Annotated in this window: 22 protein-coding genes, 1 tRNA gene and 1 pseudogene; all 24 read right to left on the bottom strand. The window is 61.1% G+C overall.

From position 1 onward, the window contains the following. Positions 1 to 6 precede the first annotated feature (6 nt). Positions 7 to 891, bottom strand: a complete 885-nt coding sequence (locus WH265_RS14150) for a branched-chain amino acid ABC transporter permease (RefSeq protein WP_021028576.1) — start codon at positions 889 to 891, stop codon at positions 7 to 9. 130 nt (positions 892 to 1,021) lie between these two features. After that, positions 1,022 to 2,218: an ABC transporter substrate-binding protein gene (locus WH265_RS14145; protein WP_021028575.1), complete on the bottom strand. Its 1,197-nt coding sequence runs from the start codon at positions 2,216 to 2,218 to the stop codon at positions 1,022 to 1,024. A 77-nt stretch (positions 2,219 to 2,295) separates the two neighbouring features. Next, positions 2,296 to 3,018, bottom strand: coding sequence for an ABC transporter ATP-binding protein (locus WH265_RS14140; RefSeq protein ID WP_021028574.1), 723 nt, complete (start codon positions 3,016 to 3,018; stop codon positions 2,296 to 2,298). Between the two features lies 1 nt (position 3,019). Then, positions 3,020 to 3,790, bottom strand: a complete 771-nt coding sequence (locus WH265_RS14135; RefSeq protein WP_021028573.1) for an ABC transporter ATP-binding protein — start codon at positions 3,788 to 3,790, stop codon at positions 3,020 to 3,022. Positions 3,791 to 4,119: 329 nt separating this feature from the next. Further along, positions 4,120 to 4,638, bottom strand: coding sequence for a DUF1178 family protein (locus tag WH265_RS14130; RefSeq protein ID WP_339558685.1), 519 nt, complete (start codon positions 4,636 to 4,638; stop codon positions 4,120 to 4,122). Between the two features lie 4 nt (positions 4,639 to 4,642). Further along, positions 4,643 to 4,969 (bottom strand): DUF2818 family protein, encoded by a 327-nt coding sequence (locus tag WH265_RS14125; RefSeq protein ID WP_027011294.1) that lies wholly within the window; start codon positions 4,967 to 4,969, stop codon positions 4,643 to 4,645. Positions 4,970 to 5,001: 32 nt separating this feature from the next. Then, positions 5,002 to 6,495 (bottom strand): NADH-quinone oxidoreductase subunit NuoN, encoded by a 1,494-nt coding sequence (gene nuoN / locus WH265_RS14120; protein WP_021028570.1) that lies wholly within the window; start codon positions 6,493 to 6,495, stop codon positions 5,002 to 5,004. 27 nt (positions 6,496 to 6,522) lie between these two features. Continuing rightward, a complete protein-coding gene (locus WH265_RS14115; protein ID WP_339558684.1) occupies positions 6,523 to 7,992 on the bottom strand; it encodes an NADH-quinone oxidoreductase subunit M in 1,470 nt (489 codons plus the stop codon). Between the two features lie 12 nt (positions 7,993 to 8,004). After that, positions 8,005 to 10,044 (bottom strand): NADH-quinone oxidoreductase subunit L, encoded by a 2,040-nt coding sequence (gene nuoL, locus WH265_RS14110; RefSeq protein ID WP_021028568.1) that lies wholly within the window; start codon positions 10,042 to 10,044, stop codon positions 8,005 to 8,007. Between the two features lie 28 nt (positions 10,045 to 10,072). Further along, positions 10,073 to 10,381, bottom strand: coding sequence for an NADH-quinone oxidoreductase subunit NuoK (gene nuoK / locus WH265_RS14105; RefSeq protein ID WP_021028567.1), 309 nt, complete (start codon positions 10,379 to 10,381; stop codon positions 10,073 to 10,075). Continuing rightward, entirely contained in the window at positions 10,378 to 11,046 is a 669-nt protein-coding gene (locus tag WH265_RS14100; RefSeq protein ID WP_021028566.1) for an NADH-quinone oxidoreductase subunit J, read from the bottom strand. Before WH265_RS14100 ends, nuoK begins: the two co-directional genes overlap by 4 nt. 35 nt (positions 11,047 to 11,081) lie before the next feature. Beyond that, positions 11,082 to 11,594, bottom strand: coding sequence for an NADH-quinone oxidoreductase subunit NuoI (gene nuoI, locus WH265_RS14095; protein ID WP_021028565.1), 513 nt, complete (start codon positions 11,592 to 11,594; stop codon positions 11,082 to 11,084). Between the two features lie 15 nt (positions 11,595 to 11,609). Further along, positions 11,610 to 12,686, bottom strand: a complete 1,077-nt coding sequence (gene nuoH, locus WH265_RS14090) for an NADH-quinone oxidoreductase subunit NuoH (RefSeq protein ID WP_339558683.1) — start codon at positions 12,684 to 12,686, stop codon at positions 11,610 to 11,612. After that, complete coding sequence (gene nuoG, locus WH265_RS14085) at positions 12,683 to 14,797, bottom strand: NADH-quinone oxidoreductase subunit NuoG (protein WP_339520480.1); 2,115 nt, start codon at positions 14,795 to 14,797, stop codon at positions 12,683 to 12,685. The genes nuoH and nuoG overlap by 4 nt, the downstream gene beginning before the upstream one ends. A gap of 14 nt (positions 14,798 to 14,811) precedes the next feature. Continuing rightward, on the bottom strand, positions 14,812 to 16,167 hold the full coding sequence (gene nuoF, locus WH265_RS14080; protein ID WP_021028562.1) for an NADH-quinone oxidoreductase subunit NuoF: 1,356 nt from the start codon (positions 16,165 to 16,167) through the stop codon (positions 14,812 to 14,814). Continuing rightward, positions 16,164 to 16,655: an NADH-quinone oxidoreductase subunit NuoE gene (gene nuoE, locus WH265_RS14075; protein ID WP_021028561.1), complete on the bottom strand. Its 492-nt coding sequence runs from the start codon at positions 16,653 to 16,655 to the stop codon at positions 16,164 to 16,166. Before nuoE ends, nuoF begins: the two co-directional genes overlap by 4 nt. Then, on the bottom strand, positions 16,652 to 17,905 hold the full coding sequence (locus WH265_RS14070) for an NADH-quinone oxidoreductase subunit D (RefSeq protein ID WP_312986895.1): 1,254 nt from the start codon (positions 17,903 to 17,905) through the stop codon (positions 16,652 to 16,654). Before WH265_RS14070 ends, nuoE begins: the two co-directional genes overlap by 4 nt. Before the next feature lie 27 nt (positions 17,906 to 17,932). Beyond that, positions 17,933 to 18,541 (bottom strand): NADH-quinone oxidoreductase subunit C, encoded by a 609-nt coding sequence (locus WH265_RS14065; RefSeq protein ID WP_021028559.1) that lies wholly within the window; start codon positions 18,539 to 18,541, stop codon positions 17,933 to 17,935. An 8-nt stretch (positions 18,542 to 18,549) separates the two neighbouring features. After that, positions 18,550 to 19,029 (bottom strand): NuoB/complex I 20 kDa subunit family protein, encoded by a 480-nt coding sequence (locus WH265_RS14060; protein ID WP_021028558.1) that lies wholly within the window; start codon positions 19,027 to 19,029, stop codon positions 18,550 to 18,552. 22 nt (positions 19,030 to 19,051) lie between these two features. Next, positions 19,052 to 19,411: an NADH-quinone oxidoreductase subunit A gene (locus WH265_RS14055; protein WP_021028557.1), complete on the bottom strand. Its 360-nt coding sequence runs from the start codon at positions 19,409 to 19,411 to the stop codon at positions 19,052 to 19,054. 73 nt (positions 19,412 to 19,484) lie between these two features. After that, positions 19,485 to 19,569 (bottom strand) — tRNA-Leu (locus WH265_RS14050). A gap of 202 nt (positions 19,570 to 19,771) precedes the next feature. Continuing rightward, positions 19,772 to 20,161 (bottom strand): annotated as a pseudogene (gene secG / locus WH265_RS14045) (preprotein translocase subunit SecG); the annotation flags it as partial. Positions 20,162 to 20,208: 47 nt separating this feature from the next. Further along, positions 20,209 to 20,952, bottom strand: coding sequence for a triose-phosphate isomerase (gene tpiA, locus WH265_RS14040; protein WP_339558744.1), 744 nt, complete (start codon positions 20,950 to 20,952; stop codon positions 20,209 to 20,211). Further along, positions 20,946 to 21,941, bottom strand: coding sequence for an NAD(P)H-quinone oxidoreductase (locus WH265_RS14035; RefSeq protein ID WP_027011293.1), 996 nt, complete (start codon positions 21,939 to 21,941; stop codon positions 20,946 to 20,948). Before WH265_RS14035 ends, tpiA begins: the two co-directional genes overlap by 7 nt. Positions 21,942 to 22,020 lie beyond the last annotated feature (79 nt).

Below are 22,020 nucleotides of genomic sequence, written 5' to 3'. Positions count from 1 at the left end.
CTCACCTCACTTCGCTTTGCCAAACAGGCCAGCCGGGCGCACCAGCAGCACGATGACCATGATCACGAACACGACGGTGGCCGAGGCTTCTGGGTAGAAGACCTTGGTCAGCCCTTCGATCACGCCCAGTGCCAGACCGGTGACGATGGCGCCCATGATGGAGCCCATGCCACCGATCACCACCACCGCGAACACGGTGATGATCAGGTTCTGGCCCATCAGCGGCGTGACCTGGTAGACGGGCGCTGCCAGCACGCCGGCAAAGGCGGCCAGGCCCACGCCAAACGCATAGGTCAGCATGATCATCAGCGGCACGTTGACACCGAAAGCCTCGACCAGACGGGGGTTCTCGGTGCCGGCACGCAGGTAGGCGCCCAGGCGGGTTTTCTCAATCACATACCAGGTGGCAAAGCAGACGATCAGCGAGGCCACCACCACCCACATGCGGTAGTTGGGCAGCAGCATCACGCCGACATTGGTGGCGCCTTCGAGCAGCTCGGGTGTGTCGTAGCCCAGGCCCGAGACACCGTAGATCGAGCGGAACACGCCCTCGATCAGCAGCGACAGACCCAAGGTCAGCAGCAGGCCGTAGAGGTGGTCGAGCTTGTAGATATGGCGCAGCAAAAAGCGCTCTATCAACACCCCGATGATGCCCACCAGAATCGGCGACAGCAGCAGCATCACCCAGTAATTGACCTGGAAGTAGGATGCCGCCATCCAGGTGAACATGGCCCCCAGCATGAACAAAGCGCCGTGGGCGAAATTGATCACGTTGAGCAGGCCAAAGATCACGGCCAATCCCAGACTGAGAATGGCATAGAACGAGCCATTGACCAGACCCAGCAGCAGCTGGCTCATCAAGGCCGGTAATGAGATACCAAAAATTTCCATGAAAAGCTCACGAGTCAGTGAATGAACACAACAGGCCTGGCGTCATGCCGCTGCTTTTGCGACCTGGGCCATCAGCGATGGCGGGCAGCTGCAGCCAGCAGCAAAGACGCAGGTTAGGTGTGAGCGGTGCTTACTTCCAGAGCGCGCACTTGGATTCGGCCTTGGTCGTCCAGACCTGGTCCGCAGGCAAGGTGGACAGAACCTTCAGGTAATCCCAGGGCTTCTTGGATTCGGCAGGCGACTTGGCTTCGACCAGGTACATGTCGTGCGCATAGCGGCCATCGGGGCGGATCACGCCCTTGCCGTAGAAGTCGTTCAGCGGCGTGCTCTTCAGGTAGGCCATGACCTTGTCGGCATCGGTGGTCTTGACGGCTTCGACAGCCTTCAGGTAGTTCATCGTGGCCGAGTAGTCCGCCGCATGCAGATCGGTGGGCATGCGCTTGGTCTTGGCGAAGAACTTGTCGGCGAACTTGCGCGTCTCGTCGTTCAGGTCCCAGTACCAGCTGGTGGTGTGCAGCAGGCCTTCGGTGTTCTTCAGACCCATGCTGTGGATGTCGGAGAGGAAGACCAGCAAGCCAGCGGTCTTCATGGTCTTGTTGATGCCGAACTCACGCGCGGCCTTGATGGCATTGATGGTGTCGCCGCCGGCATTGGCCAGGCCCAGGATCTGGGCCTTGGAGCTTTGTGCCTGCAGCAGGAAGGACGAGAAGTCAGACGCGTTGAGCGGGTGGCGCACCGAGCCCAGCACCTGGCCGCCCTTGGCCTTGATGACGGCCGTGGTGTCCGCTTCCAGCGAGTGGCCAAACGCGTAGTCGGCCGTCAGGAAGAACCAGGACTTGCCGCCACGGTCCACCACCGCGCCGCCGGTGCCCTTGGCCAGCGCCACGGTGTCATAGGCATAGTGCACGGTATAGGGGCTGCATTGCTCATTGGTCAGTGCCGATGAGCCCGCGCCGCTGTTGAAGTAGACGCGCTTTTTCTCTTGGGCCACCTTGGCAGCGGCCAGCGCCGTGCCGGAGTTGGTGCCGCCAAACAGCATGGTCACGCCTGCGGTATCGATCCACTCGCGCGCCTTGGAGGCGGCGATGTCGGCCTTGTTCTGGTGGTCGGCCGAGACCATCTCGATGGGCTGGCCCAGCACCTTGCCACCGAAGTCATCGATGGCCATCTGGATCGCGACTGCGCCGTTCTTGCCTTCCACATCAGCGTAGAGGCTGGACATGTCGGTGATGAAGCCGATCTTCACCTTTTCTTGTGCCTGGGCAGCGCCTGCGGACAGGGCGACCAAACATGCCACCTGGGCAATGGCTTTGAGCTTTGCTTTCATCTTGTCTCCTAAAAAATATCTGTTCTCAATACATGGCGGCAGTCTGCGCTGCGCCAGGGTTGCAAAAAAGTGGGAGGCTAGACCCCCAGCAAGGTGTTGAGCAAAGGCATCTTGCCTTCGAGCTCGTCGGCGCTGAACTGCTCGACGATCTGGCCATGTTCCATCACATAGAGGCGGTCGGCCAGGGGCGCGGCAAAGCGGAAGTTCTGCTCGACCATCACCACGGTGTAGCCCTTGGCGCGCAGGCTCACGATCATGCGGGCCAGCGCCTGCACGATGACGGGGGCCAGGCCTTCGGAGATCTCATCGAGCAGCAGCAGCTTGGCGCCGGTGCGCAGGATGCGGGCCACTGCCAGCATCTGCTGCTCGCCGCCCGACAGGCGCGTGCCCTGGCTTTGGCGGCGCTCTGCCAGGTTGGGGAACATCTCGTAGATCTCTTCGACCGACATGCCGGCCGAGCCGGTTTTGAGGTCCGGCGGCAGCATCAGGTTCTCTTCGCAGGAGAGGCTGGCAAAGATGCCGCGCTCTTCCGGGCAGTAACCCAGGCCCAGATGCGCAATCTTGTGCGTGGGCATCTGGATGGTCTCGACGCCATGGATCTTGATCGAGCCCTTGCGCGCTCCGGTCAGGCCCATCACCGCACGCATCGTCGATGTGCGGCCCGCGCCATTGCGGCCCAGCAGGGTCACCACCTCGCCCGGCATCACGCGCATGTTCACGCCATGCAGCACATGCGACTCGCCATACCAGGCGTGCAGATCGCTGATCTCCAGTGCAGGCACTCCGTTTTTCTCATTCATGTCAGTGCGCTCCCTGCAGCTGGCCGTCGGTGGTTCCCATATACGCTTCCATCACCTGGGGGTTCTGCGACACCGTCTGGTAGTCGCCCTCGGCCAGGATCGCGCCGCGCTGCAGCACCGTGATGCGGTCTGCAATCGTCGAGATGACCTTCATGTTGTGCTCGACCATCAAGATGGTGCGGCCGGCCGACACCTTCTTGATCAGCTGGGTGACGCGCTCGACGTCCTCGTGGCCCATGCCCTGGGTGGGCTCATCGAGCAGCATCAGCTCGGGCTCCATCGCCAAGGTGGTGGCAATCTCGAGCGCACGCTTTTGGCCATAAGGCAGGTTCAAGGTGATCTCGTCGGCCAGGTGCGCCAGGCCCACCTCTTCGAGCAAGGCCACGGCGCGGCCATTGAGCTTGTCCAGGGTGCGCTCGCTGCTCCAGAAGTGGAAGGACGTGCCCAGCTTGCGCTGCAAGGCGATGCGCACGTTCTCCATCAGGCTCAGGTGCGGGAACACCGCCGAGATCTGGAAGGAGCGGATCACCCCCCGGCGGGCAATCTGCGCCGGCTCTTCGCTGGTGATGTCCGTGCCGTTGAAATGGATGATGCCCTTGGTGGGCGTCAGAAACTTGGTCAGCAGGTTGAAGCATGTCGTCTTGCCGGCCCCATTGGGGCCGATCAGCGCATGGATCGAGCCCCGCTGCACCGACAGGTTGACATTGCTGACTGCTGTGAATCCCCGAAACTCCTTGGTGAGATCTCGGGTTTGAAGAATGACATCACTCATGGGCACCGCACCGCTTCGCTGGAAAAAAGCGCGGCGCCTATTCCGGGTTGGAAATGCACGCCGCTTCGATGCTGCCAATACTAGGAAAGAATACTGCAACGCAACACTGGGGAAAGCCTGTAGGTGAGGCTGCGTACGCGTTAACCCGTGGGCTTTATGCGCTCACTTTTTGATAGTCACCTGAGGGACAAGTGGTCGTCTTTTTGTCATCAAAATCAAGCACGGGCGACAATGCACAGGCCCTGCCCCGGCCCATTCATACGCGCTGTGCATCATCGGCACTGCAGCATGCCAGCCAGGCCGGCTGCTGCCAAGGCGACAGATAAAGCCTATTGCAGGCGGTGCTTGCTCGCTTCGGGCAGCAGCAAGGGCAGCACATCGATGCCCTCATCGACCAAGGCGCGCTGCTCCTCGGGGGTGGCAGTGCCCCGGATCGGGCGGGCATCGACCTCGCCCTCATGCATCTGCCGGGCCAGGTCGGCAAAGCCGCTGCCCACATCGTCGGTGTTGGCTACGATCTGGCGCGACAGCTCCAGCCAGGCCTGTTGCAGGCGCTGGGTATCGCTGAGCGGGCTATGAGGGGCCTGGGACGGCGAGGACGCAGCCGGCGCGCTACCAGGCTGTGCAGGGGCTGCGCTGGATGAAGGTTGCGCAGCAGGCGCCGCTGGGGCCAGGGAATTGGATTTGCGCGCCAGATGCGGCGCGCTCAGGCCTTTGACGATCTCGTGCGAGTTGCACATCGGGCAGCTGAGCCAGCCCTGGCTTTGTTGCTGCTCGAACGCGGCGTCCGAGGCGAACCAGCCCTCAAAGATATGGCCCAAGGGGCAGCGCAGGTTGAAGACCCTCACAGGCTCACCCCGCTCGGCTCACCTTGCGCAGCAGGTACTGGTAGGCAAAACCGGGGAAGGCAAAGGTCAGGAACAAGGTGCCGGTGACCGCATAGAACTCCCAGCCCTGGCTGCTGCGCTGGCCGGCACGGCCTTCGAGCAGCATCGCAAAGGCCCCGATGAGGAAGTACAGCACGACGAGCTCAACCAGGCGGATCCACAGGGCCTTGCCGGCACTGCTGCCGTCATGGCACAGGGGCCCCGCGGCCAGGATGCGTTGGTTCAGAAACGGCAGATTGGCCGCAACAAAGCCCGCCACGATCACCAACCAGATGGATGCAGTGATAGACATGCGGGCTTTGTCAGGCTCGGTTGCCGAGCCGCTTAGCTGGCGAGTGCGCGCAGCACGGCGTCAGAGCACAGCTTCATCAGACCGCCGGGCATGATGCCCAGGATCAGCACCAGCGCGCCATTGACGACCAGCACGGCACGCACGTCCAGCGGTGCATGCACCTTGGCGGCGGTGATGGGCTTGTCAAAGTACATGACCTTGACCACGCGCAGGTAGTAGAAGGCGCCGATCAGCGACATGATCACCGCGAACACCGCCAGCGCAATGTACAGGCCACTGCCCGAAGCCACCAGCGCCTGCAGCACGGCCAGCTTCGAGTAGAAGCCCACCAGCGGAGGAATACCAGCCATCGAGAACAGGCAGATTGCCATCACGCCAGCGTACAGCGGGCTGCGCTGGTTCAGACCGGCAAAGTCGGCGATCTCTTCGCTCTCGAAGCCTTCACGGGCCAGCAGCAGCACCACACCGAACGTGGCCAGGGTGGTCAGCACATAGCTCACGACGTAGAACATCGAGGCGCTGTAGGCGTTGCCAGCGGTGGCCGCTTCGACATTGCCATTGACCACGCCGGACATCAGACCCAGCAGCACAAAGCCCATTTGCGAGATGGTCGAGTAGGCCAGCATGCGCTTGATATTGGTCTGTGCAATAGCGGCCAGGTTACCGATCAGCAGCGAGAGGATGGCCAGCACGGCCAGCATCTGTTGCCAGTCAAAGGCCAGCGGCAGCAGGCCGTCCACCAGCAGGCGGATCACGATCGCGAAAGCTGCCAGCTTGGGCGCGCCGCCCACGATCATCGTGATGGCCGTGGGTGCGCCTTGGTAGACGTCAGGCACCCACATGTGGAAAGGCACCACACCCAGCTTGAAGGCCAGGCCAGCAACCACAAACACCAGACCGAAGACCAGCACCTGGTGGCGGATCAGACCGGAGTTCACCGCCTTGAACACTTCACCGATATCGAGCGAGCCGGTGGCGCCGTAGATCATCGACAGGCCGTACAGCAGGAAACCCGAGGCCATCGCGCCCAGCACAAAGTACTTCATGCCCGCTTCCACCGCCGCGGTGTTGTCACGGCGCAGGCAGACCAGCGCGTAGCTCGACAGGGTCAGCAGCTCCAGGCCCAGGTAGATGATCAGGAAGTTGTTGCCCGAGATCATCACGTTCATGCCCAGCAAGGCGAGCAGCGACAGGATGAAGTACTCCCCGCCCTTGAGCATGCCACGGTCACGCGAGTAACCACGGCCGTACACCAGGGTCACAGCCATCGCGATGGCCGCAGCGCACTTGAGCCAGTTGCCCATGGCGTCGGAGACGACCATGTTGCCAAAGGCGTAGAAGGTATTGCCATTGCTGGCATAGATACCGGTGATCACCGCCACGACCACCAGGGTCAGCAGCGACAGAATGTAGGTGAGCGTGCGCCCTGCGCTCTTGACGCCCAGGTCCACGATGGTGATGACGCAGGCCATCACCAACAGCACGATTTCAGGATAGATAGCCAGCCAGCTGATGTTATCAATCATCTCAAGTCTCTCAATTCTGTCCGACCATCACAGCTTGGACGCAGCGACATGCTTGAGCAGGTCGGCCACCGAGGCACCCATCACATCGGTGAACGGCGCAGGGTAGACACCCATGATCAGCACGGCAGCAGCCAAGATGCCCAGGATTAGGAATTCGCGGCAACCGATGTCCTTGAGCTCGCGCACATGGTCATTGGTCACTGGGCCGAAGTACACGCGCTTGTACATCCACAGCGTGTAGGCAGCGCCCAGAATCAGCGCGGTAGCCGACAGCACACCAATCCAGAAGTTGAACTTGGTGGCGCCCATGATCACCATCCACTCACCGATGAAACCGGCGGTGCCTGGCAGGCCGCAGTTGGCCATCGCAAACAGCAGCGCAAAGGCGGCGAACTTGGGCATGGTGTTGACCACGCCGCCGTAGGCAGCGATATCACGCGAATGCACGCGGTCGTACAGCACACCGATACACAGGAACATCGCGCCCGACACAAAGCCGTGGGCAATCATCTGCATCAGGCCACCCATGACACCGATGTCATTGAAGATGAAGAAGCCCAGGGTCACAAAGCCCATGTGTGCGACGGACGAATAAGCCACGAGCTTCTTCATGTCCTTCTGCACAATCGCCACCAGACCCACATAGATCACGGCGATCAGCGACAGCGCGATGATGAGCCAGGCCCATTCGTGCGACGCATCAGGCGCGATGGGCATCGAGAAACGCAGGAAACCATAGGCACCGAGCTTCAGCATGATCGCGGCCAGCACGGCAGAACCACCGGTAGGCGCTTCGACGTGAACGTCGGGCAGCCAGGTGTGGACCGGGAACATCGGCACCTTCACGGCAAACGCAGCGAAGAAGGCAAAGAAGATCAAGGTCTGCTCGGTCATCGTCAGCGGCAGCTGGTGCCAGGCCAGAATCTCGAAGCTACCGGCCTTGGTGTACAGGTACAGCAGCGCGATCAGGGTCAGCAGCGAACCCATCAGCGTGTACAGGAAGAACTTGAACGCTGCGTAGATGCGGTTCGGGCCGCCCCAGATACCGATGATCAGGTACATCGGGATCAGCGTGGCTTCAAAGAACACGTAGAACAGCAGACCGTCCAGTGCCGAGAACACACCGATCATCAGACCCGACAGGATCAGGAACGCGCCCATGTACTGGTTCACGCGCTCGGTGATCGACTCCCAGGACGCCAGCACCACGATCACCGTGATGAAGGCGGTCAGCGGCACAAACCAGAAGGAGATGCCATCGACGCCCAGGTAGTAGTTGATACCAAAGCGTGGAATCCAGGACGCCTTCTCGACGAACTGCATCGCCGACGTACCCAGCTGGAAGCCGGTGTACAGCGGCAAGGTGACCAAGAGGCCTATCAGCGCACCGACCAGTGCGATCCAGCGCACCATCTTGGCCTGCTCCTGCTTGCCAAAGGCCAGCAGGACCGTACCAAAGACGATGGGCGTCCAAATTGCAAGACTCAACAATCCCATTTTTCTTCTTCCTTACTTGTTGAGCAGCACGAAGTACGTCATGGCCAGGAAGATACCCAGAATCATGACCAATGCGTAGTGGTACACATAACCCGTCTGCAGCCAGCGCACCAGGGCGGAGATGCGGCCCACCAGCTTCCAGGAACCGTTGACGAGCAGGCCGTCGATCAGGCCTTGGTCGCCCACCTTCCAGAACACGCCACCCAGCACGCGCGAGCCGCGGGCGAAGATGTTTTCATAGACCCAGTCCACACCGTACTTGCCTTCCAGTGCCTGGTACAGGCCGACCTTCTCGCTCATGCGCTTGATGGCGGCAGGAATCTCGGGCTTGACCATGTAGAACACATAGGAGGTCACCACACCGGCCAGCGCCAGCCAGAACGGCGCAGCGGTGAAGCCATGCAGTGCCATCGGGATCCAGCCGTGGATCTTCTCGGCCAGCTCGGCCATCGCGCCGTGCTTGCTGCCATCGACATAGATGACGCCCTTGAAGAAGTCACCGAACAGCATCGGCATCAGCGCAATCGCACCGATCACCACCGAAGGAATCGCCAGCAGCACCAGCGGCAGGGTCACCACCCATGGCGACTCATGCGGCTTGGCATCGTGGCCATGGCCGTGGTGGTCGTCGTGCGCGTGGTGGTCGTCATGGTGGGCATCGGGGTTCTGGTCGTAACGCTCTTTACCGTGGAACACGATGAAGTACAGGCGGAACGAGTAGAACGCAGTGATGAACACGCCAGCGAGCACGGCAAAGTTGGCAAAGCCGGCGGCAGGCAGGTTCGAGGCGTGCACCGCTTCGATGATCGCATCCTTCGAGTAGAAGCCCGAGAAGAACGGCGTACCGATCAGTGCCAGGTTACCCAGCAGGAAGGTGATCCAGGTGATGGGCATGTACTTGCGCACGCCACCCATCCAGCGGATGTCCTGGTTGTGGTGCATGCCCATGATGACCGAGCCCGCGCCGAGGAACAGCAGTGCCTTGAAGAACGCGTGCGTCATCAGGTGGAACACCGACACCGAGTAGGCCGACACGCCCAGTGCGATGGTCATGTAACCCAGCTGCGACAGCGTGGAGTACGCGATCACGCGCTTGATGTCGTTCTGGATGATGCCCAGGATACCCATGAACAGCGCGGTGATCGAGCCGATCACGAGGATGAAGTTCAGGGCTGCGTCAGACAGCTCATAGAGCGGCGACATGCGCGAGACCATGAAGATGCCGGCGGTCACCATGGTGGCCGCGTGGATCAGTGCCGAGATGGGGGTAGGACCTTCCATCGAATCGGGCAGCCAGGCGTGCAGCGGGAACTGGGCCGACTTGCCCATCGCACCGATGAACAGGCAGATGCAGATCACCGTCATCAGCGACCAGGTCGAGCCCGGCAAGGTCATGCCGCTCAGCTCATTGGTCTTGGCGAAGATTTCGGTGTAGTTCAGCGTGCCGGTGTAGGCAGCGATCAGGCCGATGCCCAGGATGAAGCCGAAGTCACCGACACGGTTGACCACGAAGGCCTTCATGTTGGCGAAGATCGCGGTTTCCTTCTTGAAGTAGAAACCGATCAGCAGGTACGACACCAGGCCCACCGCTTCCCAGCCGAAGAACAGCTGCAGCAGGTTGTTGCTCATCACCAGCATCAGCATCGAGAAGGTGAACAGCGAGATGTACGAGAAGAAACGGTCATAGCCGTCGTCTTCCGCCATGTAGCCCATCGTGTAGATGTGCACCATCAGCGACACAAAGGTCACCACGCACATCATCATCGCGGTGATGGAGTCGATCATGAAACCGATCTCCATCTTCAGCGACCCGACGGTCATCCAGGTGTAGAGCGTCTGGTTGAAGGTCGCGCCTTCAAACACCACGCTCTGGAACGTCATCGCAGAGATGACGAAGGCAATGAACACACCCAGGATGGTGAGCGTGCGGCTGCCAACGCGGCCGATGCGGTTGCCGCCCAGGGCGGTACCGAAAATGCCTGCCAGCAAAGATCCTGCCAGGGGCGCCAGAGGCACCGCCAACAGTGTTGAAGCAGAAAGGGTTTGACTCATTCTTCTTAACCTTGCAAGTATTGGTGCCTCAACCCTTCAGGGAGTTGAGATCTTCCGCATCGATGGTGGACTTGTTACGGAACAGCAACACCAAGATTGCCAAACCAATTGCCGACTCCGCCGCCGCAACGGTCAGGATGAAGAACACGAAAATCTGGCCGTGCATGTCTCCCAGGTAGTGGGAGAAGGCGACAAAGTTCGTGTTCACTGCCAGCAGCATCAACTCGATGGCCATCAGCAGCACAATCAGGTTGCGACGGTTCAAGAAGATACCGACCACGGACAGCGCGAACAGCATCGCGCCCAACGTCAGAAAATGACCCAGAGTGAGCGTCATACCTTCTTCTCCTCGACCTCAGCGGCAGGCTGCACCACAGGGGCAGCGGGCTTGCTCGCTTCGACTTTGACCAATTGCAGGCGATCCGAAGCACGCACGCGCACTTGCAGCGATGCATCGATGGCCTTGGAATCCTTGCGCTGGCGCAGGGTCAGGGCAATCGCGGCAATCATCGCCACCAGCAAGATGACCGCAGCCACTTGCACAGGGAACAGATACTCGGTGTAGAGCATGGTGCCCAGCGCCTTGACGTTGCTGTAAGGCACCACCTTGCCAGCCGCATCCACCACCGCTGGGATGGCCTTGGGCGCGTCGATGGCGCTGAAGCCGCCGATCAGCACCACCCCCATCTCGAATGCGACGATGGCAAAGATCACTGCAGCGAGCGGGAAGTTCTTCCAGAAGCTCTTGCGCAGCTGGTCGATGCGGATATCCAGCATCATCACCACGAAGAGGAACAGCACCATCACGGCGCCCAGGTAGACCATCACCAGCACGATGGCCAGGAACTCAGCCTTGAGCAGCAACCAGATACCGGCCGCCTGAGAAAACGCCAACATCAGGTGCAGCACAGCGTGCACCGGATTTGGAGCAGTAACCACTCGGAATGCCGCATACAGCAGCACTACCGAGAACAGATAGAAAAAACCAGTTGTGACATCCATGTGGGGCTCTTTTCGATCAGTCTCCAAGTGCCGCGTTAGCGGTACTTTGCGTCCGCAGCCTTGGCTGCAGCAATTTCAGGTTCGTAACGGTCGCCCACGGCCAGCAGCATTTCCTTGGTGAAGTACAGGTCGCCGCGCTTTTCTCCGTGGTATTCCAGAATCTGGGTTTCCACGATGGAGTCAACGGGGCAGCTTTCTTCACAGAAGCCACAGAAAATGCACTTGGTCAGATCGATGTCATAGCGGGTGGTGCGGCGCGAGCCGTCATCACGCACATCGGACTCGATCGTGATCGCCATCGCAGGGCAGACGGCTTCGCACAGCTTGCAGGCAATGCAACGCTCTTCGCCGTTTTCGTAGCGGCGCAGCGCGTGCAGGCCACGGAAACGGGGCGACAGCGGCGTCTTCTCTTCGGGGAACTGGACCGTGATCTTGCGCGCAAAGGTGTAGCGGCCGGTCAGGGCCATGCCCTTCATCAATTCCCAGAGCATGAAGCTCTTGAAGAAATCCTTCACCGAGAAAGAGCGGGGAGAAACTGCAGTAGTCATGTTGTATTCCTCCGCTTATTTCCAGATGTTCCATGGCGACAGCAACCAGCCGCCGACAAAGACCAGGTACACCAGGGTGACGGGGATGAAGATCTTCCAGCCCAGACGCATGATCTGGTCATAGCGGAAACGTGGGAAAGTAGCGCGAATCCAGATGAACATCGACACCACGAGGAAGGTCTTGGCAGCCAGCCAGATCCAGCCCGGGATGAAGGACAGGAAATCGAACGGTGGCAACCAGCCGCCCAGGAACATGATCACGGCCAGGATGGACACCAGCCACATGCTCGCGTACTCGGCCAGGAAGAACACGGCAAAGCCCATGCCCGAATACTCCACCATGTGACCGGCCACGATTTCCGCTTCGCCTTCGACGACGTCAAAGGGGTGGCGGTTGGTCTCAGCCACGGCCGAGATCAGGTAGACGATGAACATCGGGAACAGTGGCAGCCAGTTCCACGACAGGATGCTGGCACCCGACGATGCCATCATGCCCTTGCCCTGGGCCAGCACGATCTCGGTCAGGTTCATGCTGCCGGTGACCATGATCACCACCAGGAAGCAGAAGCCCATCGCGATTTCATAGCTCACCATCTGGGCCGATGCGCGCAGCGCGCCCAGGAAAGCGTACTTGGAGTTCGATGCCCAGCCGGCGATGATCACGCCATAGACTTCGATCGAGGTAATCGCCATCACCAGCAGCAGGCCCACATTCACATTGGCCAGCGCCACATCGGGGCCGAAGGGGATGACCACCCAGGCTGCCAGCGCAGGCATGATGGCCATGATCGGGCCCAGGCGGTAGAGGCCCGAGCTTGCCGCTGTCGGCGTGATGATTTCTTTGGTCATCAGCTTGAGGCCGTCGGCCAGAGGCTGGAGCAGACCAAAAGGGCCGACCCGGTTGGGGCCATAACGCACTTGCATGAAGCCCAGGAGCTTGCGCTCCCACAGGGTCAGGTAAGCCACCGCGCCCATCAAAGGCAAGACGATGCACAGGATCTTGACCAGGTTCCAGATCACGGGCCAGACCAGGGTCGCCCACCACTCTGCTGCGATCAGGGTCAGACCGCCGTTGTAGATTGCGTCGATCATGCTGCCACCACCTCCGAGGATTGGCGGGCATCCGCCGTCATTTGCAACGACGGCGCGCGACGCACGATGCCATCGAGTTGGTAGATGCTGGCCACCACCGGCTCCTGGCCTGCAGGTGCCGACACGGCCATGTTGGTCTTGGTGCTGTTGGACAGCAGCTCGGCAGGCACCTGGCCTTGCGAGCCAGTGGCCACGGCCAGCACGTCCTGCGACGAATCAAAGGCCATGCCTGCGACATCCAGCAGATTGCCCAGCACGCGCAGCACCTTCCAGCCCGGACGGGTATCGCCCAGTGGCTTGACCACGGCGTGGAAGCTCTGCACACGACCTTCGGCATTCACGAACGAGCCCGAGGTCTCGGTGAACGGCGCGATCGGCAGCAGCACATCGGCGATGTCCATGTTGGCCTTGAACGGGCTCAGGCTCACCACCATCTCGCAGCCTTGCAGCGCCTGGCTGCCAGCGGCCGTGTCGAACGCGGGTTCGCAGTTGAGCAAGATGGCCGCCTTGACGCCACCGGCGAGCATTTCGCCAGCGTGCATGCCATGGGCCTGGGGCACAGCACCCACCCATTGCGCGCCCACGGTGTTGGCCGCTTCGGTCAGGAAGCCGACGGTGGCACCGGTCTGCGCGCCAATCCAGTTGGCGATCGACAGCAAGGTGCTCGCTTGTGCATGGTGCGCGACGGCATTGCCCAGCAGGATGGCCTTTTGCTCGCCGTTTTGCAGCGCGCGGGCAATCTCGATGGACTCGGGCGTCACGGTACCGGCGTTGTTCGGCGCTTCCACACCCTTGGACTGGGCGAGGGCCGCTGCCACGGAGGACAGCGCATAGGCCCACTGCGCAGCAGGTGTGATCACCTGGTGGGCCAGCGGAATCGCCAGATCAAAAGCCTTGGACTGGATCGCGGTCACCACCGCACCCTTGCGGGCGGCCTGGCGGATACGCTGTGCAAACAGCGGATGCTCCTTGCGCACGTTCGAGCCCACGATCAAGGCCGTGTTCAGGTCCGACAGCGAGGCGATCGAGCGGCCCAGCCAGCGCACGCCTTCTGCCTTGGCAAAATCGGCGTTGCGCAGGCGGTAGTCCACGTTCTGGCTGCCCAGCGAGCGCACCAGCTCACCAGCCAGGAACAGCTCTTCGAGCGTGCTGTGCGGGCTGACCAGCGCACCCACGGCGCTGGCGCCATGGTCGCGTTGCACGCTCTTGATGCCATTGGCCACATATTCCAGCGCAGCTTGCCAGCTCACTTCGAGCCACTGGCCGCCTTGCTTGATCATCGGCGCGGTCAGGCGCTCTTCACCGTTGAGCGCTTCGTAGGAGAAGCGGTCACGGTCGGCAATCCAGCATTCGTTGACGGCGTCGTTCTCGAACGGCACCACGCGCATCACCTTGTTGTTCTTGACCTGAACGATCAAGTTGGCACCGGTGGAGTCATGGGGCGAGACCGACTTGCGGCGCGACAGCTCCCAGGTACGGGCGCTGTAGCGGAAAGGCTTGCTCGTGAGCGCACCCACGGGGCAAATGTCGATCATGTTGCCCGACAGCTCCGAGTCCACCGTATCGCCCACCACGGTGGTGATCTCGGCGTGCTCGCCGCGGTTGACCATGCCCAGCTCCATGATGCCCGAGACTTCTTGACCGAAGCGCACGCAGCGGGTGCAGTGGATGCAACGGCTCATCTCTTCCATCGAGATCAGCGGGCCCACGTTCTTGTGGAAGACCACGCGCTTTTCTTCTTCGTAGCGCGAGCTGCTGGCACCGTAGCCCACAGCCAAGTCCTGCAACTGGCATTCACCGCCCTGGTCGCAGATCGGGCAATCCAGCGGGTGGTTGATGAGCAGGAACTCCATCACCGATTGCTGGGCCTTGACCGCCTTGTCCGAGGTGGTGCGCACAATCATGCCCTGCGTCACGGGCGTGGCGCAGGCAGGCATGGCCTTGGGCGCCTTCTCGACGTCCACCAGGCACATACGGCAGTTCGCCGCGATCGACAGTTTCTTGTGGTAGCAGAAGTGAGGGATGTACTTGCCCGCCGCATCGGCCGCGTGCATGACCATGCTGCCTTCCGCGACCTCGACCTTCTGACCGTCTATTTCAATTTCAACCATATGCTCACTCGCGATCAGGAAGAAGCAGCGGTCTGCTTTTCAGCAGCGTTGATCTTTGCTTCGAATTCATGGCGGAAATGCTTGATCATTGCGCGCACCGGCATCGCTGCCGCATCGCCCAATGCGCAAATCGTGCGCCCCATGATGTTGCCGGCTACCGAGTCCAGCTTGTCCAGATCCTCGGCGCGGCCGTGGCCGTGCTGGATGCGGTCGACCATGCGCCACAGCCAGCCCGTGCCTTCGCGGCAAGGGGTGCACTGTCCGCAGGACTCGTGCTGGTAGAAGTAGGACAGGCGCAGCAGGCTCTCGACCATGTCGCGCGAGTCGTCCATCACGATGACGGCGCCCGAGCCCAGCATCGAGCCGGCCTTGGAGATGGAGTCATAGTCCATCGTGCAGGCCATCATGATGTCCGCTGGCAGCACAGGGGCCGACGATCCACCAGGGATCACGGCCTTGAGCTTGCGGCCGGTGCGCACACCGCCGGCGAGCTCCAGCAAGGTGGAGAACGGCGTACCCATCGGCACTTCGTAGTTGCCGGGCTTGTTCACGTCACCGCTGACCGAGAAGATCTTGGTGCCGCCGTTGTTGGGCTTGCCGCATTCCAGGTAGGCCTGGCCACCGTTGCGGATGATCCAGGGAACGGCCGCAAAGGTCTCGGTGTTGTTGATCGTCGTGGGCTTGCCATACAGACCAAAGCTGGCCGGGAATGGCGGCTTGAAGCGGGGCTGGCCCTTCTTGCCTTCGAGCGATTCGAGCAAGGCGGTTTCTTCGCCGCAGATGTAGGCGCCAAAACCATGGTGCGCATGCAGCTCGAAGCTGAAGCTGCTGCCCAGGATGTTGTCACCCAGGTAGCCTGCCGCACGCGCCTCTTCCAGCGCCGCTTCAAAGCGTTCGTAGACCTGGAAGATTTCGCCGTGGATGTAGTTGTAGCCCAGCGAGATGCCCATGGCATACGCGGCGATGGCCATGCCTTCGATCACGATATGCGGGTTGAACATCAGGATGTCGCGGTCCTTGCAAGTGCCAGGCTCGCCCTCGTCCGAATTGCACACCAGGTGCTTTTGGCCGGGGAAGTTGCGGGGCATGAAGCTCCACTTCAGACCGGTGGGGAAGCCAGCGCCGCCGCGGCCGCGCAGGCCCGACTCTTTCATCGTGGCAATGACCTGGTCCTGGGTCAGACCCTCGCCACCGTCCTTGCCCAGCAGCTTGCGCAGGGCCTGGTAGCCGCCGCGCGCCTCGTAGTCTTTGATCGACCAGTTCGTGCCATCCAGACCTGCATAGATCTGGGGTTCGATATGGCGGTCGTGGAAGCAGGTTTCCACGCCGGTGGCCTGGAACTGCGACAGAATTTGAGCGGCTGTCGTCACTTGGTGTCCTCCGCTGCGCGCAAGCCGGTCATCAGCTGGTCCAGCTTTTCGTTGTCCATGAAGCTGCACATGTGGCGGTCATTGACCAGCAGCACCGGTGCATCGGCGCAGGCGCCCAGGCATTCCGATTGCTCGATGGTGAACACGCCATCGGCGGTGGTATCACCCATCTTGATGCCCAGCTTGTCTTCCAGGTGCTTGAGCGCCTCGCGGCCGCGACGCAGCTGGCAAGGCAGGTTGGTGCACACGCTCAACTTGTACTTGCCCACCGGGTGCTGGTTGTACATGTTGTAGAAGGTGGTCACTTCATGCACGGCGATCTCGGGCATCTCCAGGAACTCGGCGATCACCGCCTCGCTCTCCTGGCTCACCCAGCCCTGCTCCTGCTGCACGATAGACAGGCAAGCCATCACGGCCGACTGCTTCTGCTCTGCCGGATACTTGGCAACTTCGCGGGCAAAGCGTGCTTTTGTTGCTTCGGTAATCATCGGTCAACGTCTCCAAACACGATGTCCAAGGTGCTCAGCACCATCACGGCATCGGCCAGCATGTGGCCACGGCTCATTTCGTCGAGCGCCGAGAGATGCACAAATCCTGGTGGACGAATCTTCAGGCGGTAAGGCTTGTTGGCACCATCGCTGATCAGGTAGATGCCAAACTCGCCCTTGGGGTGCTCCACCGATGCATAAGCCTCGCCCTCGGGCACTTTGAAGCCTTCGGTGAACAGCTTGAAGTGGTGGATCAGCTCTTCCATGTTGGACTTCATGGCTTCGCGATCGGGAGGCGCCACCTTGTGGTTGCCCGTGATGACCGGACCGGGGTTGGCACGCAGCCAGTCCACGCACTGCTTGATGATGCGGTTGGACTCGCGCATCTCGGCGATGCGCACCAGGTAGCGGTCATAGCAGTCGCCGGTCTTGCCCACAGGAATGTCGAAATCCATGCGGTCATAGACTTCGTAGGGCTGCGACTTGCGCATGTCCCAGGCCAGGCCCGAGCCGCGCAGCATCGGGCCGGTCAGGCCCAGGTTCATCGCACGGTCGATGTCAACCACGCCGATGCCCACATTGCGCTGCTTCCAGATGCGGTTGTCGGTCAGCAGGGTTTCGTATTCGTCGACGCACTTGGGGAAGCGCGCCGTGAAGTCATCGATGAAGTCGATGAGCGAACCTTGGCGGTTGCTGTTCATCTGCTCGATGGCCTTGGCATTGCGCACCTTGCTGGCCTTGTACTGCGGCATGCTCTCTGGCAGGTCGCGGTACACGCCACCCGGACGGAAGTACGCCGCGTGCATGCGCGCGCCGGAGACGGCTTCGTACATGTCCATCAGGTCTTCACGTTCGCGGAAGGCGTAGATCAGAATGGTCGAGCTGCCGCCGTCATTGCCCGAGGAGCCCAGCCACATCAGGTGGTTCATGATGCGGGTGATCTCGGAATACATCACGCGGATGTATTGCGCGCGGATCGGCACTTCCAGGCCCAGCAGCTTTTCGATAGCCAGGCAGTAGGCGTGCTCGTTGCTCATCATCGAGCAGTAATCCAGGCGGTCCATATAGGGCAGCGACTGGATGAAGGTCTTGCTCTCCGCCAGTTTCTCGGTGGCGCGGTGCAGCAGGCCGATATGCGGGTCTGCACGTTGCACCACTTCACCATCGAGCTCCAGCACCAAACGCAGCACGCCGTGTGCTGCAGGATGCTGGGGACCGAAGTTGAGTGTGTAGTTTTTGATTTCAGCCATGGTTCTTCATCGTGAGGTCAGAGCGCCTCAGTGCAGGCCTCCGTAATGGTCTTCACGAATAATGCGGGGCGTGATCTCGCGCTGCTCGATCGTCACGGGTTCGTAGATCACGCGTGCCTGCTCGGCGTCGTAGCGCATCTCCACATGGCCCGTCAGCGGGAAATCCTTGCGGAAGGGGTGACCGATAAAGCCGTAATCGGTCAGGATGCGGCGCAGGTCGTCATGGCCTTCAAAGACAATGCCGAACAGGTCAAAAGCTTCGCGCTCGAGCCAGTTGGCCGAAGCCCAGAGCTGGCTGAGGGTGTCGAGCACCGGGAAATCGTCGTCCTGGCAGAACACGCGCACACGCAGGCGCTGGTTCAGGCTGATCGACAACAGGTGCGAGACCACGGCAAAACGTGGGCCATCGGTGCCCACGTCCTTGTATGCGGAGTAATCCACGCCGCACAGGTCCATCAGCATCTCGAACTTGCATTCGGGCGCATCGCGCAGCAGCTGCATGGCTTGCAGGTAGTTCGAGGCCGAGACCTCCACGGTCACTTCACCCAGCGCCAGGGTCACCGAGCGCGCCTTGTCGCCCAGCACGCGGGCGATGGTCTCTTGCAGCACGCTAGGCTGTATCAGTTCTACACTCATTCCAACTCCTAGGCGCGCGCGATCGTGTGGGTGCGGCGGATTTTTTGCTGCAGCTGGATGATGCCGTAGATCAGCGCTTCTGCCGTGGGCGGGCAGCCTGGCACATACACATCCACCGGCACAATGCGGTCGCAACCGCGCACCACCGAGTAGCTGTAGTGGTAGTAACCACCACCGTTGGCGCAGGATCCCATCGAGATCACCCAACGCGGCTCGGCCATCTGGTCGTACACCTTGCGCATGGCCGGGGCCATCTTGTTGCACAAGGTGCCAGCCACAATCATCAAGTCAGCCTGGCGCGGGCTGGCACGGAAGACTTCGGCGCCAAAGCGGCCAATGTCGTAACGCGCAGCGGCCGCGTGCATCATTTCGACGGCGCAGCATGCCAAACCAAACGTCATGGGCCAGATCGACCCGGTCTTGGCCCAGTTCACCACCGAGTCGTAGCTCGTGGTGACAAAGCCTTTCTCCAACACACCTTCAATCATCGTGTACCTTTTTGATTTCCGGTTATTCCCAGGTCAGCGCGCCCTTTTTCCATTCATAGGCGAAACCCACCACCAGAATGGCCAAGAACACGAGAACCGCGATAAAACCAGGCATTCCCACTTCATGCAGCGAAACCGCCCATGGGAAGAGGAACGCAATTTCCAAGTCGAAGAGAATGAAAAGAATGGCGACGAGGTAGTAGCGCACATCGAATTTCATGCGCGCGTCTTCAAAGGCCTCAAAGCCGCATTCGTAAGGGGAGTTTTTCGCCGCGTTCGGGCGATTGGGTCCGAGGATGTAGCCTATGACCAGTGGGCCAAGGCCAACGCCTGCTCCCACCAGGATAAACAAAAGGACCGGGAGGTATTGTTCGAGGCTCATCTTGATGTCTACTCACCGCAGGAGCCAACCCAGGTAAGCACAAGACGCGACCCAGGCAGGCCTTTTATTGTGTTGGTGCCGTCGGCGAGACTCGAACTCGCACAGCTTTCGCCACTACCCCCTCAAGATAGCGTGTCTACCAATTTCACCACGACGGCTGATTTGACTTGTCTGGCAAGCACCGATTGCTTTTGAAACAATCTGCTCACCAGACAGACTCAGATTCTACTCTGTAAAAACCCTGACTTCAGGGATTCTTTTCAAATAGTTGAGTTATTTGCCAGCAGGCTGTGCTGGCTCAGCCGCTGCGGCCGGTGCAGCAGCAGGCACGGAAGCATCGGCAGCAGGTGCAGCAGCGCCAGCGGCAGGCACCGAGGCATCCGCGCCAGCGGCGGGTGCCGCAGGGGCTGCAGCAGGCGCAGGGGTCGACGCAGGAGGAATGGTCGCATCCACCGGGGCGCTCGACTGCGGGATCGTCGCAGCAGGGCCTTCGAGCACACTACCGGCCGAGGTCGGACGGACATTGCCCAGGTAGGCCAGCGCCAAGGTTGCGGCAAAGAACACCGCCGCCAGCACGCCGGTGCTGCGCGAGAGGAAGTTGGCGCTACCGGAAGCACCGAACAGGCTGCCCGCGCTGCTGCCGCTGCCAAAGGCAGCACCCGCATCGGCACCCTTGCCATGCTGCACCAGCACCAGGCCAATCATGACCAGTGCTGCCAGCATTTGAATCGTCAACAGAATCGTTACCATCATCTACCCTTTTATCAAACTTGGTCGTCGCCAGCAGCCGCTTGCCCTCAAGCAGCTGCAGCAATAATTTTCAGAAAATCCTGGGCCTTCAGCGAAGCGCCACCGATCAGTCCACCATCAATATCGGGCTGGGCGAGCAACTGCTCGGCATTGCCCGCATTCATGCTGCCACCATACAGCACCGGCACCTTGGCAGCCTGCGTGCTGGCCGCTGCCAGTTGCGCGCGTAATACAGCATGCACGGCCTGCGCCTGCTCGGGGCTGGCCGTCTTGCCCGTGCCAATGGCCCAGACCGGCTCATAAGCCACGACGATTTCGCTCACGCAAGCACCCACCGCATGGATCACCGCTGCCAACTGGCGCTTGACCACCGCTTCGGTCTGGCCGGCTTCGCGCTCCGCCAGGGTCTCGCCCACGCAGACAATCGGCGTGATGCCGGCAGCCAGGGCCTTTTGCGCCTTGGTCGCTACCAGGGCATCGGTTTCGCCGTGGTACTGGCGGCGCTCGGAGTGGCCGACCAGTGCGTAGCGCACCGCAAAGTCACGCAGCATCGGCGCCGACACCTCACCGGTGTAGGCACCGCCATCGTGCGCCGACACATCCTGCGCAGCCAGCGCAATCGCCGAGCCTTGCAGCAAAGCCTGCACCTGGCCCATATAGACAGCAGGCACCGCCACCGCCACATCACAGCCCGGTTGGCCCAGGCCTTGCAGCAGCTCGCCCAGCAAGGCTTCATTGGCAGCCAGGCTGCCGTTCATCTTCCAGTTTCCAGCAATCAGTTTTTTCACAATTGATCCCAGGTCAGCACGATCTTGCCGATATGTTGGTTGGATTCCATCAGCGCATGGGCCTGACTGGCATGTGCGGCCGGGAATTGGCTGTGGATGATGGGGCGCACCTTGCCCGCTGCCAGCAATGGCCAGACCTTGGCCTGCAAAGCCTGGGCAATCGCCGCCTTGAAGGCCACAGGACGCGGACGCAGGGTCGAGCCGGTAATCTGCAGACGGCGGCGCAGCACCAAGCCGGCATTGAACTCGGCCTTGATGCCCCCTTGCACGGCAATGATGACCAGGCGGCCATCTTCGGCCAGCGCCTCGACCTCGCGGGCCACATAGTCGCCCGCCACCATGTCCAAAATCACATCCACACCCTTGCCAGCGGTGATGCGCGCCACTTCGGCGACAAAATCCTGGCTGCGGTAGTTGATGGCCTCGTCAGCACCCAAGGCCAGGCAAGCCTGGCATTTCTCATCAGAGCCTGCGGTCACGATCACCTTGGCACCAAAGGCCTTGGCCAGCTGGATCGCCGTCACACCAATGCCGCTGCTGCCGCCCTGGATCAACAAGGTCTCACCGGGCTGCAACGCACCCCGGTCAAACACATTGCTCCAGACCGTGAAGAAGGTCTCGGGCAGACAAGCGGCCTCGACATCCGACAAGCCCTCGGGCACCGGCAGGCACTGGGCCACGGGAGCCACGCAGTACTCGGCATAGCCACCACCGGCCACCAGCGCGCATACGCGGTCACCCAGCTTGAGACCCTGCTCGGCCATGGCCGCCGTGTCTCCCGCCACCACCACACCGGCCACTTCCAGACCCGGCAGGTCCGAAGCACCCGGAGGCGGCGCGTAATGGCCCTTGCGCTGGATCACATCGGGGCGGTTCACACCACTGGCGACCACGCGAATGCACAGCTCGCCCTGCCCCGCCTGCGGCACAGAACGCTCTCCCAGCTTCAACACCTGCGGATCACCAAAGGCGGTGATCTCGACTGCACGCATCTTGTCCACGCTTGTTTCCTCAGCCAATCACAATCAGCACACGCTTTTCAGCAGAAAAACGCACCCAGCGCCAGGCGCA

The sequence above is a fragment of the Comamonas sp. MYb396 genome (genome assembly GCF_037479555.1).
In the GTDB taxonomy this organism is placed as follows: domain Bacteria; phylum Pseudomonadota; class Gammaproteobacteria; order Burkholderiales; family Burkholderiaceae_C; genus Comamonas.
This window is presented reverse-complemented; position numbering and strand designations above follow the sequence as displayed.